Origin of the sequence: Marinobacter sp. LV10MA510-1 (genome assembly GCF_002563885.1) — a bacterium.
In the GTDB taxonomy this organism is placed as follows: Bacteria; Pseudomonadota; Gammaproteobacteria; order Pseudomonadales; family Oleiphilaceae; genus Marinobacter.
Genome location: NZ_PDJA01000001.1, coordinates 1,228,730 through 1,244,036 on the forward strand (window position 1 = coordinate 1,228,730; position 15,307 = coordinate 1,244,036).

Annotated in this window: 12 protein-coding genes; 1 reads left to right on the forward strand and 11 read right to left on the reverse strand. The window is 56.4% G+C overall.

The features are described 5' to 3' along the window. Position 1 precedes the first annotated feature (1 nt). The 9 genes from folC to leuC form a co-directional block, all read right to left on the reverse strand. Positions 2-1,339, reverse strand: coding sequence for a bifunctional tetrahydrofolate synthase/dihydrofolate synthase (folC, locus tag ATI45_RS06015; protein WP_098418694.1), 1,338 nt, complete (start codon positions 1,337-1,339; stop codon positions 2-4). Beyond that, positions 1,323-2,249 (reverse strand): acetyl-CoA carboxylase, carboxyltransferase subunit beta, encoded by a 927-nt coding sequence (accD, locus tag ATI45_RS06020; protein ID WP_098418695.1) that lies wholly within the window; start codon positions 2,247-2,249, stop codon positions 1,323-1,325. Before accD ends, folC begins: the two co-directional genes overlap by 17 nt. 228 nt (positions 2,250-2,477) lie before the next feature. Beyond that, positions 2,478-3,116 (reverse strand): phosphoribosylanthranilate isomerase, encoded by a 639-nt coding sequence (locus ATI45_RS06025; protein WP_098418696.1) that lies wholly within the window; start codon positions 3,114-3,116, stop codon positions 2,478-2,480. Then, the gene (truA, locus tag ATI45_RS06030; protein WP_098418697.1) at positions 3,109-4,020 is read right to left on the reverse strand and encodes a tRNA pseudouridine(38-40) synthase TruA; all 912 of its coding nucleotides are present in this window, start codon (positions 4,018-4,020) and stop codon (positions 3,109-3,111) included. Before truA ends, ATI45_RS06025 begins: the two co-directional genes overlap by 8 nt. A gap of 92 nt (positions 4,021-4,112) precedes the next feature. Beyond that, positions 4,113-6,992, reverse strand: coding sequence for a FimV/HubP family polar landmark protein (locus ATI45_RS06035; protein ID WP_098418698.1), 2,880 nt, complete (start codon positions 6,990-6,992; stop codon positions 4,113-4,115). 361 nt (positions 6,993-7,353) lie between these two features. Next, positions 7,354-8,469: an aspartate-semialdehyde dehydrogenase gene (asd, locus tag ATI45_RS06040; protein ID WP_098418699.1), complete on the reverse strand. Its 1,116-nt coding sequence runs from the start codon at positions 8,467-8,469 to the stop codon at positions 7,354-7,356. Between the two features lie 63 nt (positions 8,470-8,532). Next, positions 8,533-9,606 (reverse strand): 3-isopropylmalate dehydrogenase, encoded by a 1,074-nt coding sequence (gene leuB / locus ATI45_RS06045; protein ID WP_098418700.1) that lies wholly within the window; start codon positions 9,604-9,606, stop codon positions 8,533-8,535. Positions 9,607-9,651: 45 nt separating this feature from the next. Further along, a complete protein-coding gene (leuD, locus tag ATI45_RS06050) occupies positions 9,652-10,299 on the reverse strand; it encodes a 3-isopropylmalate dehydratase small subunit (RefSeq protein WP_098421663.1) in 648 nt (215 codons plus the stop codon). Between the two features lie 19 nt (positions 10,300-10,318). Then, positions 10,319-11,737 (reverse strand): 3-isopropylmalate dehydratase large subunit, encoded by a 1,419-nt coding sequence (gene leuC / locus ATI45_RS06055; RefSeq protein ID WP_098418701.1) that lies wholly within the window; start codon positions 11,735-11,737, stop codon positions 10,319-10,321. Between the two features lie 219 nt (positions 11,738-11,956). Here leuC and ATI45_RS06060 point away from each other — a divergent pair, with 219 nt between their 5' ends. Then, positions 11,957-12,847, forward strand: coding sequence for a LysR family transcriptional regulator (locus ATI45_RS06060; RefSeq protein ID WP_098418702.1), 891 nt, complete (start codon positions 11,957-11,959; stop codon positions 12,845-12,847). Positions 12,848-12,894: 47 nt separating this feature from the next. Here the strand turns inward: ATI45_RS06060 and ATI45_RS06065 are convergent, their stop codons facing one another. Together ATI45_RS06065 and aroC are read right to left on the reverse strand one after the other, a co-directional pair. Beyond that, positions 12,895-14,058 carry an MFS transporter gene (locus ATI45_RS06065; protein ID WP_098418703.1) on the reverse strand — a complete coding sequence of 388 codons (1,164 nt, stop codon included), beginning with the start codon at positions 14,056-14,058 and terminating at the stop codon, positions 12,895-12,897. 145 nt (positions 14,059-14,203) lie between these two features. Next, positions 14,204-15,298 carry a chorismate synthase gene (gene aroC, locus ATI45_RS06070; protein WP_098418704.1) on the reverse strand — a complete coding sequence of 365 codons (1,095 nt, stop codon included), beginning with the start codon at positions 15,296-15,298 and terminating at the stop codon, positions 14,204-14,206. Positions 15,299-15,307: the final 9 nt, after the last annotated feature.

The following is a 15,307-nucleotide window of genomic DNA, read 5'->3' on the forward strand; positions in this document are numbered from 1 at the left end:
ATCATGCTCCAGGGTTGGTAACGGCGGCGCTTGGATGCAAAATATTGCGGGCCGCCGCCACAGTAAAGAACGAACCAAACACGATCACAATATCATTAGCACGGGCCTGGCTTTGGGCTTCAGCCAGGGCCTCCGACACCGAGTGCCAGCAACCGGCAGGCTCTATACCGCACTGCTCAAACTGCGCATTCAGAGCCTCGGCGCTATAGCCGCGGGGAGCTTCTTTCAACAGTCCAGCCAGATACCAGCTGTGAACCACGCTGGACATGGCTTTGGCAACACCTTGCACGTCTTTATCAGCAAGCGCACCGTAGACCGCGTGAATGCGGGTTTCCGGATGCTGTAACAGGCGTAACCGGCTAGCCAGCCAACAGGCTGCGTGGGGGTTATGTCCCACATCCAGAATCACCAGCGGCGACGTGGCTACCTGTTCAAAACGCCCGGGCACCGACACTGCGGCCACCGCCCGCTCAATCTGCTGAACACCCAGATTGGGCGCCAAGGTGCGGGAAGCAACAACCGCTGCAGCCAAGCTTTTCACCGGCAGGGCAAAATCTGGCAGGCGAAACTCTTCTTCCCCCAACTCCAGGTTCACCATCGCCGGCTGGCTTGAACACTGCACCAACTGATAATCACGACCCAGCAACGCCAGGTCTACTTCTTGCGATAACGCTTGCTGCAATACCGAGCGCGGGGGATCAAAATCGGCGTACACCGCGGGAATACCCGGGCGCAACACACCGGCTTTTTCAAAGCCGATAGACTCGCGATCGTTACCCAGAAAGCTCGCGTGATCGATATCAATCGAGGTCAGGATCACAAAATCCGCGTCTAGCGCGTTCACCGCATCCAGACGACCGCCCAGGCCAACCTCCAGAATCCAGTCGTCTACATCGGCTTCGGACATGGCAACGAACGCCGCCAGAGTTCCGAATTCGAAATAGCTCAACGACACTTCCGCCCGGGCCTGCTGAACCCGTTCGAACCCGTGAATCATTTGCGCGTCCGAAACGGGCTCACCCAGCAGGCGTACCCGCTCGTTATAAACCTGAAGATGTGGCGACGTGTAGGCTGCGGTGCGACGCCCTGATTCCTGCAACAGCGCCTCCAGCGCTGCAACCGTGCTGCCCTTGCCGTTGGTACCGGCCACGGTAATAATGCGAGCCTCGGGCTTATTCGGGAACAGTCTCTGCAAAACCACCATCACCCGGTCCAGCCCCAGTTCGATTTCAACCGGGTGAATGGCCTCAAGGTAGCTCAGCCATTGGCCCAGGCTGGCATCGGCGCCGGGGGCCGCTATTTTCGGCGCAGTCTGATCCGGATTATGAGACTGGGACATCATCGTCCGGCTTTTCAGTCACTTCAATTTCGATGGGTGCCTCGGTGTCAGGTTTTTCCAGGTTGCCAAATTTTGCCAACAAGTGTGCAATTCGCCCACGCATCTGGTGACGGTGCAGAATCATATCGATAGCACCGTGCTCCAACAAAAACTCGCTGCGCTGAAAGCCTTCGGGCAACTTTTCGCGCACGGTCTGCTCAATCACCCGCGGTCCGGCAAAGCCGATCAGTGCGTTGGGCTCGGCAATATTCAGGTCGCCCAACATGGCCAGGCTGGCCGATACACCGCCAAATACCGGGTCGGTCATTACCGAAATATAGGGCAAACCTTGCTGCTTCATGCGCTCAAGAACCGCCGCGGTTTTGGACATCTGCATCAGCGAAAGAATAGCTTCCTGCATACGCGCGCCGCCGCTGGCAGAGAAGCACACCAGAGGAATGCGCTCTTCCAGCGCCACATTGGCCGCCCGCACAAACTTTTCGCCAACCGTCTGGCCCATAGAACCGCCAAGGAAGTTGAACTCGAAGGCGCAAGCCACCAGTGGAATCCCGATTGTGGTGCCCTTCATGGCTAACAGGGCGTCTTTTTCGCCAGTCGCTTTCTGGGCCTGGCTCAGGCGATCTTTATAACGTTTGGTGTCTTTGAACTTAAGGCGGTCCCAAGATTCCAGGTCTGCGCCAATTTCTTCACGGCCGTCTGGATCCAAAAAAATATCAAGGCGGCGGCGGGCAGCCACTCGCAAGTGGTGATTACACTTCAGGCAAACGTCCAGATTTTTTTCCAGCTCGGGCTTGTACAGAAAAGCGCCGCATTTCGGGCACTTTTTCCACAGGCCTTCCGGCACACCGGTCCTCGTCTTGGATTCCGAGCGGATCTTGCTCGGCATTATCTTATCTAGCCAACTACTCATGATTTAATCCCGTCTGTAGAACCTGTTTTGATCGTTCTATTGTAAACACCCGCTACCGGCCAACAATTACACCATCGAATAGCGTGTTTGATAAGCCTATTCTGGCAGCATGCCATGCTGTGTAAACGTCTCATTCAATGAAACATAGTACATATAACGCCGGGCTGACCCAATTTTTCCAATCGCACACCCTGCCCCTGCGTTCTATTTAACCAATCCATGAGCCTATCAAGACCCAGCGCTTCTGGTCGCGGCTACGAAGTCTGCCATCTTTTTGGCGCATTTGATGCCTTTCTTACTTTTCGCGCCGCCGCTTTCCACGCCGCCACTGACGTCCACCGCCCAGGGCCGTACCTGCTGCACGGCAGCGGCAACGTTGTCGGGTTGCAAGCCTCCGGCCAATATCAGTGGCAACGGGCGCTGTTCAGGAATCAGCGACCAGTTAAAACCATGGCCGGTGCCCCCGTATTGCTCAGGGTGCCAGGCATCGACCAGCAAACCGGCTGAATTCTGGTACGCCTCAAAGGCCTGTTCAATCTGCCCTTGCTGCCGTACCCGTATGGCCTTAATCCAGCGGCGCTGGAACTGCTCACAGAAAGCAGCGGTTTCGTCACCGTGAAACTGCAGCAAATCCAGAGCCACCTGCTGCGATACCTGCCTGACAAAATCCGCCTGCGGATTCACAAACAACCCCGTTACGCTAACAAACGCCGGTATCCGCGCGGCCAGCTGCCGCGCCAGGTCAATACTGACAGCCCGCGGGCTAGGGTCGTAAAACACCAGACCGATGGCGTCAGCACCGGCGGCCACGGCAGCGTCTATATCTTCAAGGCGGGTCAGGCCACAGATTTTTACACGGCTAATCACAGTTGGACGGCCTTTGTTTGCGGTGAATATGGGTGGCCGCAACCGGCCGATTCTGCTCCGGGCTAAACCAGGGCTCTGCGAACGCCGGGCCACAGCTGGGCTGGGGAATTCCGAATTCGGCGGGATAACCCACGTCGACCAGGTACAAACCGTCAGGCGGTGCGGTTACGCCCGCCTGCCTGCGATCTTTCGTCGCCAGAATCTGGCCAATCCAATCCAGCGCCTGCTCCTGGCAACCCACGGCCATCAAGGCTCCGGCAATATTGCGCACCATGTGGTGCAAAAAAGCATTGGCCTGAACATCAATCACCAGATAATCGCCTTTACGGGTGACGCTGATGCTCTGTAAAAACCGAATTGGGCTGCGAGATTGACAGCCAGCGGCGCGAAAAGCACTAAAATCGTGCTCGCCTACCAGCGCCTGGGCCGCCTGATGCATGTTTTCGGCATTCAGAGGCCGAAAGTTCCAGCTAACCTGGCCGCGTTGAATGCCCGGGCGCACCGGATTGTTATAGATAATGTAGCGATAGCGACGGTAAACCGCAGAAAACCGGGCGTGAAAGTCACCCTGGCACTGGCCAGCCCAGCGTACGGAAATATCGAAAGGCAAGGCCGTATTAATGCCCATCACCCAAGAACGCATGGTGCGCAGTGATGATGTATCAAAGTGCACCAGCTGATAACTGGCGTGAACACCGGCATCGGTGCGGCCCGCACACACCATTTCTACGCTGTGATTGGCCACTTTACTGGCGGCTTTTGTCAGTTGCTGCTGCACAGCGCGAATACCGGATTTTTGTTGCTGCCAGCCGTGGAAGTCACGTCCATCGTATTCGAAGACCAATGCCACACGGCCGTTGCCGATGGGTGTATCCGCTGTAAGCGCCTGGGGTTCAAGAAACAAAAGTCAGCTCGATGTGTTGTCTGGGTGTTAAAAAACAAAGCCGGCGGTCAGAAGGCTCTGAGCACCGGCTTCGTTCAAAGGATTATAACCAATCAGGACAGATTTTTAAGCAGTTCCTTCGCTTCTGCCTTCTGTTCGGCGGTGCCTTCGAGCTCCACTTCCATCAAAATGTCGCGGGCGCCGTCAATATCGCCCATCTCAACGTAGGCCTGCGCCAAGTCCAGTTTGGTTGCTGCCTCGTCGGTGCCAGCCAGGAAGTCGAAATCATCGTCGTCACCCAGATCGCTCTCGTCAATTGTTTGAGGCGCACCAGCTGCCACAATGGGCAGGTCTTCTTCCAGGACGTCATCTTCCAGCAAATCGAATTCTGGCAGGTCGTCCTCAGGAAGATCATAGGCCGGGAGGTCTTCTTCGGGCAATTCCAGCGTCTCCAGATCGTCCAGGCTGATGTCATCTTCATCATCCTGGTTCTCGGCCAGCTTTGCGCCCAGCTCTTCCTCGGCTTCAACTTCAGCTTGTGGGTCGTCACCCATCTCCAAAGCCAGTAGTTCAGCGTCGGTCATTTCAGGCAGTTGCTCTGCTTCGAATTCGGATTCAGATTCGGCATCATCGCCACCGGCATGATTGGAGCTGTCTGCGCCATCCGCAAATTCGCCCATCAACGCCAGGTCATCGTCCGAAATCTCCAGATCCAATTTCTCCAGATCAGACTCCTGCATATCCAGATCCGGTTCCTGCATGTCCAGAGGCTTGAGTTCGGCCTCGGGGTCGTCTTTATCAAGCTCGGCATCCAGCTCGTCCAGGAAAGCCTCATCCAGGCTCAGGTCGTCATCGTCAGACGTATTGCCGGCCGTGTTGACGGTGTCGTCAGCCTTGGACAGCGGTGCGGCGTCTTCATCGGCAAATTCCCGAGCGAAGTCGTCGGACAACACAAAGTCTTCAAAATCTTCCGGAGCTTCAGGCTTTGCCAGCTCTTCCTTGTCGCCCAGGCCGTCAATGCCGCTCAGATCGTAGTCTATAGGATCGTCTGACGTTGGCTTGGCGCTGTCTTTTGCTTCGCCTGCTTCCTCATCGAAGCCCCCGAAAGAGCCGGCAAAGGAACCGGAGCGCAATTCAGATTCAAGATCATCAATGCTGGGTGCCGCTTCCGCCTGCTCAAGATCAGTCAGCAAACGATCAGCCTCTGCCATGGCCTGGTCATCGTCCAAAGCTCTGAGCTCGCCATACTGGCGTTCAAAAGCCACTCTGTCCTGGGCATCTGCGTAAACCGCCAGCAGTTTCAGGCGCAGTTCGGTGCGGCTAGGCTCGCGGGAAATCGCAGACTCCAGAGTATTCACCGCCTGTTCGTGCTGACCGTAAGCCAGGTAGGAATTAACCTCTGCCATAACGTCTGGTTCAGCATCGGGTGCTGGCGGTTCCTGATCGTCCAGGCCAAGATCCAGGTCAAACGAACCGGAACTGGGTACAGATTCAACCAAGGGTGCTTGTTCAAAGCCGTTATCGGCCTCGGTCTCTCTCTCAGTCGCAGTCTCAGTCGCAGTCTCGGTCCCGGCTGCATCCTGATTTTTAGATTTGCGGCGCGACACCAAAAGCAGCAGCAGTAGCAGCAAGAGCAAGCCGCCGCCCAGAACCATTTGGTACAGCAGGTTATTCATAATGCTGTTGACCAAACCACCTTGGGCTGCGCTTTCTTCAGCTGGATCAGGCTGTGCGATCTGGGGCTGCGCGTCTTGTTCAGGTTGCACTGCAACCGCACTGGCCGTTTCGGCTTCGGCGACACCATCCATTGCGGGTTCGTCAGCTGCATTCTGGTCCATACTGACGACCGCGTTATCGCCGTTCATACCCGCTTGCTGCATGTCGGCCAACTGGCTATTTTTCAGCTCCAGCAACCGCTGCAGGGTTTCTACCTGCTCTTGCAGTGCATCAACACGGGTAGTTAACTCGCTGTTTTCACGGCGAGCACTGTCAAGTTCTTCGAGCGCCACCGTGGTGCCGGCATCTGCGCCGTCAGCCTGGTTACCGTCAGTACCGGCAGATCCGCTCTGTTCAGTGTTATCGACGGCTTGCGGTGCCTCAGTCTCGGCCACAATCAGTTTCAGTTCCGCATCGCCGCCGTCTATCGCTGCGGGCGCAGATGGCGTAGCCGCTGGGCTGGCATCAATCGTTGCCCGGGTCGTGTTGACGTCCTGGTTTTGTGCTCGCACGACCTGATTTGCCTCGCCCTGGCCCAGGCGCTGGATTTGCGCCAGCGTGGGTGCGCGCAGAACTTCACCGCGTTTCAAACGGTTGATATTGCCGCCTATAAACGCATCGGGATTAATCTCTTGAATCGCCAGCATAACCTGCTGCACAGATACGCTGTTGTTTGGGCGCATCCTGGTGGCAATGCTCCACAGGGTATCAGACGAGGTTGTAGGGCCGTAAACACCGCCAGATGCAAGAGATTGTGCGGAACCAGAACTTGCGGGCGCCGGTCGGCTCACTGCGCCGCTATTGGCGCTGGGCGATGAGTTGCTGCGGCCAGCAGACGGTGCCGCTACAAGCGGTTCCCGGATGCCGGTTTCTGCCGCATACACAGGTGGGTCTACCAACACCGCGTATTCGCGCAGCAAACGGCCACTGGGCCAGGTCAGCTCCAGCAGAAAATTGAGGTACGGCTCCCGTAACGGTTCACGGGAAGACACGCTGACCGCCAGGCTGCCATCACTGCGGGTAACCACCTGAAATTTTAGCTTACTGGCAAACTGGCCGCGATTAAGACCCACCCGTTGATAGGCGGATTCAGAAGCCACATTGACGAAAACATCACCAGGGCTAACGCCGCGACTCTGGCGTAGCACAATTTGCGCATCCAGGGGCTCATTCAAGTAGGACTGCAGCTCCACCTCCCCCAATCCCAGGGCTTGTGCAACGCCGGAGCCAAGACCTCCAGCCAGTGCCAGAGCAACCGCAAGCTTGCGTACCTTCATGCTTTTTCCTTTCCAGTCTCCGTTATTCGTACCTGCTTCGGTGCACGGCGGCGTTAAAGCAGTTTCGGACGAGGTTGGATGACTTCCGTCTGGGTGTTGTATAAGTGTGGCGGAACTTTAATCCTCAACGCGGCAAGTATTGTTGATAAGCATCATTTTATCAATAAATCAACGTTCTTCAGTGCACTGCTGCGCTACTTTGCCAACTCTTGATCGCAAACACACAGCCATCACGAAGATTAAGTTATTGCGGGCGCTGAGGAGACACCGGCTTTTATAGTTATGAAAATAACAGGGGCGAAGGCTGAAAGCAGCCTTCGCCCCTCACCGGTTGGTTGAAACCGGACGCAGTTGGCATTAATCAACGACTTTGAAGAATTCGCAGCATGCGCCTCAACGGTTCTGCCGCACCCCACAACAGTTGGTCACCCACGGTGAACGCAGAAATATACTCCGGCCCCATGGTCAATTTGCGAATACGGCCCACGGGAATACTCAGAGTGCCGGTGACTTTCGCCGGTGTCAGCTCGTTCATGCTGGCTTCACGCTCGTTGGGAATAACTTTCACCCAATCGTTGCCGGCGGCCAGAATCTTCTCGATTTCAGCAACAGGAAGATCTTTGCGCAGCTTTATGGTCAGTGCCTGACTGTGTGAACGCATGGCACCGATTCGAACGCACAAACCGTCGATAGGAATAGGATTGTCGCTACGGCCCAGAATCTTGTTGGTTTCAACACCGGCTTTCCACTCTTCCTTGCTCATACCGTTTTCGAGCTGCTTGTCGATAAACGGAATTAGGCTGCCCGCCAGGGGCACACCAAAGTGCTCGGTCGGGAAGGCGTCGCTGCGCATGGTGTCGGTCACCTTGCGATCAATCTCAAGAATCGCAGAAGACGGGCTTTCCAGCTCGGCTTTAACACTGCCGTTCAGCTCGCCCATCTGGTTCAGCAGCTCTCGCATGTTCTGCGCGCCGGACCCGGAAGCGGCCTGATAGGTCATGGGCGATACCCATTCAATCAAGTCCTGCTCCAGCAAACCACCCAAGGCCAACATCATCAGGCTCACGGTGCAGTTGCCGCCAATGTAATCTTTCACGCCTTTGTCGAGCGCTGCATCAATCACGTTACGGTTAACCGGGTCTAGCACAATCACAGAATGGTCAACCATGCGCAGGGTAGACGCAGCGTCTATCCAGTAGCCGTTCCAGCCGGCGTCACGCAGCTTCTGATACACCGCCGAGGTGTAGTCGCCGCCCTGGCAGGTCAAAATCACGTCCAGGGTTTTCAGAGTGTCAATATCGAAGGCGTCCTGCAGCGGCAGAATGCCATCGCGGCCCACATCCGGCGCCGGTTGCCCGGTTTGCGACGTGGAAAAGAATACCGGTTCGATATCCGCGAAATCGTTTTCTTCACGCATGCGCTGCATGAGGACAGAACCCACCATGCCACGCCAACCTACAAGCCCAACTCGCTTCATGTGACTTTCAAACCTTTTTTATACCTGCCCGGGCCGGTTTCGCGGGCCCGGGCGGAGTGAATGTTAAAGCTGCGACAGCACCGCTTCACCCATTTCACGGGTAGAAGACCGGGTGCAGCCTTCCGACATTATATCCGCTGTGCGCAACCCCTGGTCCAGTACCTTGCCAACCGCGGTTTCAATGGCTGCTGCGGCGGCGCTCTCATCCAGACTATAGCGTAGCATCATCGCAACGCTAAGAATGGTCGCCAGCGGATTCGCAATGCCTTTGCCGGCAATATCCGGCGCCGAACCATGGCAAGGCTCGTACATGCCCTGCTTCGCCGAGTTCATAGAAGCCGATGGCAGCATGCCGATGGAGCCTGTCAGCATAGCGGCTTCGTCAGAAAGAATATCACCAAACATATTGCCGGTTACAATCACGTCAAACTGTTTGGGTGCGCGCACCAGCTGCATCGCGGCGTTATCCACGTACATGTGCGACAGCTCTACGTCCGGATACTCAAGCTTCAACTCGTTCATGATCTCACGCCACAGCACCGTCACTTCCAGCACGTTGGCCTTGTCGACCGAGCATAGTTTTTTGCCGCGCTGCTGGGCCGTTTCAAACGCCACCCGGCCAATACGACGAATTTCCGTCTCGGTGTAGGCGTAGGTGTTATAGCCCTGGCGCTCACCGCTTTCCAGTTGCCGCACACCCCGGGGCTGACCGAAGTAGATACCGCCGGTCAGCTCACGGATAATCATGATATCAAGGCCCGACACTACTTCAGGCTTCAGCGAAGAAGCAGACGCCAGCTGCGGATAAAGAATAGCCGGGCGAAAATTGGCAAACAGCTCAAGGTTGGAGCGCAGTCCCAGCAAACCTTTTTCCGGGCGCTTGGCCATCGGCAGGGCGTCCCACTTCGGGCCGCCAACGGCGCCCAGCAGAATCGCATCGGCCTTGGAGGCCAACTCCAGGGTTTCATCCGGCAGCGGAGTGTCAGAATCATCCAGCGCAGCACCGCCAACCAAGCCGTGCTGAAAGCTCAAATCAAGTTTGAAAGACTCATTCACCCGGCGCAGTACTTTTTCGGCTTCGCCCATGATTTCAGGGCCAATGCCGTCGCCCGGCAGCAGTAATATGGTTCGTGACATATCAGGTTCCTTGATATCGGTTTCGACATTGGTTTAACAGGAAAATTACTGGCCGGCACCAAACAGCCAGGGCGCGGTTTTGCGACGCGCATCTTCGTAATGCTGGATCACATCGGCGTCTTCCAAAGTCACACCAATATCGTCCAGGCCATGCAGCAGGCAGTGGCGACGAAAGCCGTCTACGTCGAAGCTGAAAGATTCCCCAGACGGCGTGATAACGGTTTTCGCTGCAAGATCCACCGTCAGTTCATAGCCTTCGCTGGCCTCAGCTTCAATAAACAGCTGATCAACTATTTTTTCATCAAGAACAATAGGCAACAGCCCATTCTTAAAGCAGTTATTATAAAAAATATCAGCAAAACTGGGGGCAATAATCACCCGAAAGCCGAAATCTTCCAGCGCCCAAGGCGCGTGTTCGCGGCTGGAACCGCAGCCAAAATTGGTACGGGCCAGCAGCACACTGGCGCCGCTGTAGCGTTTCTGGTTCAGCACAAAATCCGTGTTTAACGGGCGTTGGGAATTGTCCTGACCAGGCTGGCCCTCGTCCAGATAACGCAATGGATCAAACAGATTGGGGCCGAAGCCGGTGCGTTTGATGGACTTCAAAAATTGCTTGGGAATGATCAGGTCCGTGTCCACATTGGAACGGTCCATGGGGGCTACCAGGCCCTGATGTTGGGTAAATGCGCGCATGGTCATTGTCTCCTGTGGATCAGTTCAGCATTTCACGAACGTCAACAAAATGGCCGGCAATCGCTGCCGCCGCTGCCATAGCCGGGCTAACCAGATGGGTACGCCCACCAAAGCCCTGACGCCCCTCAAAGTTGCGGTTAGAAGTAGACGCACAATGCTCGCCCTGGCCCAACTTATCGGCGTTCATGGCCAGGCACATAGAGCAACCGGGGTCGCGCCATTCCAGGCCCGCTTCCAGAAAAATCTTGTCCAGCCCTTCGGCTTCGGCCTGCAACTTCACCAGGCCTGAACCTGGCACTACCATGGCCTGCTTCAAACTCGCCGCCACTTTGCGACCCTTAACCACCAGCGCCGCTTCGCGCAGATCTTCAATACGGCTGTTGGTGCAAGAACCGATAAATACCCGATCCAACTTGATGTCGGTGATCAACTGATTGGGCTGCAAGCCCATGTATTTCAGCGCACGTTCAAGCCCTTCCCGTTTTATCAAGTCGGTTTCTTTCGCCGGGTCTGGCACCTGGCCGGCCACGTTCGCCACCATTTCCGGGGATGTGCCCCAGCTCACCTGAGGCTGAATATCCGCACCTTCAAGCTCTACTACTTTGTCGAATTCGGCGTTCGGGTCACTGTGCAAGGTGCTCCAATGAGCAACGGCTGCATTCCAGGCTTCACCCTTGGGTGAAAACGGCCGACCCTTGATGTAATCAATAGTGGTGCCGTCTACCGCCACCATGCCAACGCGGGCGCCGGCTTCAATCGCCATATTGCACACCGTCATCCGGCCTTCCATGCTCAGGCTTTGTATGGCTTCGCCGCCAAACTCGATAGCATGCCCGGAACCGCCAGCGGTACCGATTTTGCCAATAATCGCCAGCACTACGTCTTTGGCGGTTACGCCTTTACCCAACTGGCCATTCACTTTCACCAGCATATTTTTTATTTTCTGCTGCACCAGGCACTGGGTAGCCAGCACGTGTTCCACTTCCGAGGTGCCAATACCGTGGGCCAGGCATCCGAACGCACCGTGAGTCGAGGTATGGGAATCACCGCAGACAATGGTCATACCGGGCAAGGTTGCACCCTGCTCGGGCCCGATCACGTGCACTATTCCCTGGCGCTGGTCTTTAATCTTGAATTCAAGAATGCCGAACTCGTCGCAGTTGCTGTCCAGGGTTTCTACCTGAATGCGCGATATCGGGTCCACAATGCCGTCGATTCCCATGGCGCGGTCAGTGGTAGGCACGTTATGGTCGGGCGTTGCCAGGTTGGCATCAATCCGCCAGGGCTTTCGGTTGGCCAGGCGCAGACCTTCAAACGCCTGCGGCGACGTCACTTCGTGCAGCAGGTGGCGGTCAATGTAAATAAGGGCAGAACCGTCATCACGCTGTTTTACCAGATGATCGTCCCACAATTTGTCGTATAAGGTTTTACCCGCCATGATCGCTCTCTCATCGTTTTGGGGTTTGAAAATCGCATCACCGTTGGTAAGGCTGCGCCCTTTGAAGTTCTGATTGTCTGAACAGTTTAAAGTGCCTCGCCAATAACCTCAATTCATGTTTTTTATGCATAGCATTCCTATTTGGAATACTACCGAATAGAATGAACCGTTTCAGGGTGTTGTAAAAAGCACTTTTAGTCGACGACGGTCGTGGTGACTATGGATTCCAATACTCTGCGCGCCTTTTTGGCCATTGTTGACCAGGGCTCGTTCTCTGAAGCCGCCGAGCAGCTGCACATTACCCAACCTGCCATCAGCAAGCGGTTGGCCGCTCTGGAAGTCCAGCTCGGCGCCGAACTGGTTGATCGCAGCCAGCGCCAGCTCAAACTGACCGACGCCGGCACACGGCTGCTGCCCCACGCCAGGCGGATTCTGGATGAAATCCACAACGCCCGCATTGCGCTGTCACCAAGCACCCGCGAAGTGGCCGGTAAGCTACAGATTATTGCCAGCCACCACATTGGCCTGCACCACCTGCCAAACTGGTTGCGGCGCTTCAAGCGCGACTATCCGCAGGTCAGCCTTGATCTTCAGTTTATGGAATCAGACGCCGCCTACGCCCAGATGCGCAAACGCGGCGCCGAACTGGCGTTTGTTACCCTGAGCGACGGCATAGACCCGAACTTTAAGGTGTACGCCCAGTGGCCAGATCCAATGGCGTTTGTGGTCGGGCCGGAGCATCCGCTGGCAGCGCTGGAGCAGCCTACTCTGGCGGACTTGTCTGGCCACGCTGCGCTATTGCCAGACACCAGCACGGGAACTTACCGGTTGGTCAGCCGGCTGTTTATGGAGGCCAACCTGCCGTTGAGCTCGCAAATGCCCACAAATTACCTGGAGACCCTGAAAATGATGACCAGTGTGGGTCTTGGCTGGAGCGTATTGCCGGTGCGCATGTTAGACAGCAGCCTGCGGGTGCTGCCGGTGGCGCATTCGGTGGCGCGGTTGATGGGGGCTATTGGCCTGTCAGGCAGAGACCTGAGCGGTGCCGCCCAGGCTCTGCTGGCGATTGTGGAGCAACAGGAACCCAAGGCAAAGCGGGGACGGATTTGAAATCCGTCCCCTACCTCTCACCGCAGACCGCACACTGGGGACAGATTTCAAATCTGTCCCCTACTTTCCTCCAGCCTCGGCGGCGGTTGCAAGCCGCGCCAGGCGGCGGCAAGCGCCAGGGCGGTAACAACCGCGCTGCCCAGGAAGGCCGCGGAGGTGTCGATGCCGTCTACCAGAAACCCCGCACCCCAGGCGCCCAGCGCGCCGCCGGCACCAAAGGTTAGCCCGCTATAAAGAGCCTGCCCCTGGCCGTGATGGTGGCGGCCAAAAAAGCCTTGAATGTACTGCACCGACACCGCATGTAATGCGCCGTAAGATGCCGCATGCAACAGCTGGGCAAATATCAGCACCGGCAGCACCGACGCCATTTCCGCAATCAGCAACCAGCGCAGCAGGGTTAGCAGCAAGGCCGCCAGCACAATGTGGCGCACGCTGAAACGCGCGCCCAGGCGATGCATCACCATAAACAGGACAATTTCGGCGATCACACCCAGTGACCACAGCAAGCCAATGGCCAGCTTGCCGTAGTCGTGCAGCTGCAGGTGAATACTGAAAAACGTGTAGTAAGAGCCGTGGGCCACTTGCAGTAAAAAGTTCATCACAAAAAACGCAATCACCGCAGGATGGGTCAGAATGGCTTTTAGGCTGCCCCGCGGGGACTTCTGCTTACGAACGATTTTTTCAACAGGCAGCATCCAGGCCGACACCGCAATGCCGGCAAACAGGGGAATCAACAGCATCGGCAAGTATCGAATATCCACCCATTCCAGCAGCACGCCAATCAACGCCACTGCCGCAATAAAGCCCACCGAACCCCATAAGCGGATTTTGCCGTATTGGTCCCGCTGTGCACCCAGAACCTGCAGAGTGATGACTTCGTAAAGGGGCAGCACCGCGTTCCAGAAAAAAGTGAACGCCAGCATCACCAGCAGCAGGCCGGTAAAGCCCGGCTCCAGAAGCACACCAGCAAAACACAGGGAACCGGTGATCGTACCGAAGCGGACCAGCCGCACCCTTTGCCCGGTGCGGTCGCCCAAATGGCCCCACACGCTCGGGGCCACAATCTTGGTAAGCTGGATGGTCGCCATCAGACTGGCGATTTGCAGATAGGAAAAACCGCGACCGTCAAGGTAAAGCGACCAGTACGGCAGCATTCCGCCCAACAGGGCGAAGAACCAGAAATACAAATTCGACAGGCGCCAGTGCGTCACTGTTACCCCTTACCTTTGATTCGCGCCGCTACCTTTCAGTACCATTTTTAAGCCAGTAGGGACGGATTTCAAATCCGTCCCTGGTGTAGGAGCGAGGAGTGGGGACGGATTTCAAATCCGTCCCCGGTGTCTCATCCCTGGTCTATCAAAGCTGAGGCAGCACCGGCGTGGTTACCCGCACGTCGGCGTTCTGGCCGCGATGGCGCAGATAGTGGTCCATCAGCACAATGGCCATCATTGCCTCGGCGATGGGCGTGGCGCGAATGCCCACGCAGGGGTCGTGGCGGCCGGTGGTAATAATCTCCACCGGGTTGCCGTCGACATCAATACTCCGACCCGGCAAGCGCAGGCTGGAGGTAGGTTTGAGTGCGATACTGGCCAGAATGGGCTGGCCGGAGGAAATACCCCCCAGAACGCCGCCGGCTTGATTTGACAAAAAACCTTCCGGCGTCATTTCATCCCGGTGCTCGGTGCCTTTTTGATCAATACAGCCAAAACCGGCACCAATTTCAACGCCTTTCACGGCGTTAATGCTCATTAAAGCATGGGCAAGTTCTGCGTCTAGTCGGTCAAACACCGGCTCGCCCAGCCCCGGTGGTACGCCTTCGGCCACCACGTTAATACGAGCGCCAATCGAGTTGCCTTCTTTAACCAACGCTTCCATGTAGGCTTTCATTTCCGGCACTTTGCTGGCATCCGGGCAGAAAAACGGATTCTGGTGTACCTGCTCCCAATCCAGGGTTTCGGCTTTTATCGGGCCTAATTGGCTCAGGTAGCCACGCACGGTAATGCCTAGGCGCTGCAGCAGGAATTTGCGCGCAACGGCGCCAGCGGCCACCCGCATAGCGGTCTCGCGGGCCGAGGAACGCCCGCCACCGCGATAATCCCGCTCACCGAATTTGTGGTGATAGGTGTAATCGGCGTGAGCCGGGCGAAACTGGGTGGCGATTTTTGAATAATCTTTAGAGCGCTGGTCGGTATTTTCAATCAGCAGACCAATGGATGTGCCAGTGGTGCGGCCTTCGAATACGCCGGAAAGAATGCGCACTTCATCGGCTTCGCGGCGCTGGGTGGTGTAGCGCGACGTGCCCGGTTTGCGGCGATCAAGATCGTACTGCATGTCTTCTTCAGACAGCTCGAGCCCCGGCGGACAGCCATCAATCACACACCCCAGAGCGGCCCCGTGGCTTTCACCAAACGTGGTCACCGTGAACAGCTTGCCAAATGTGTTTCCAGACATAATTCAGTA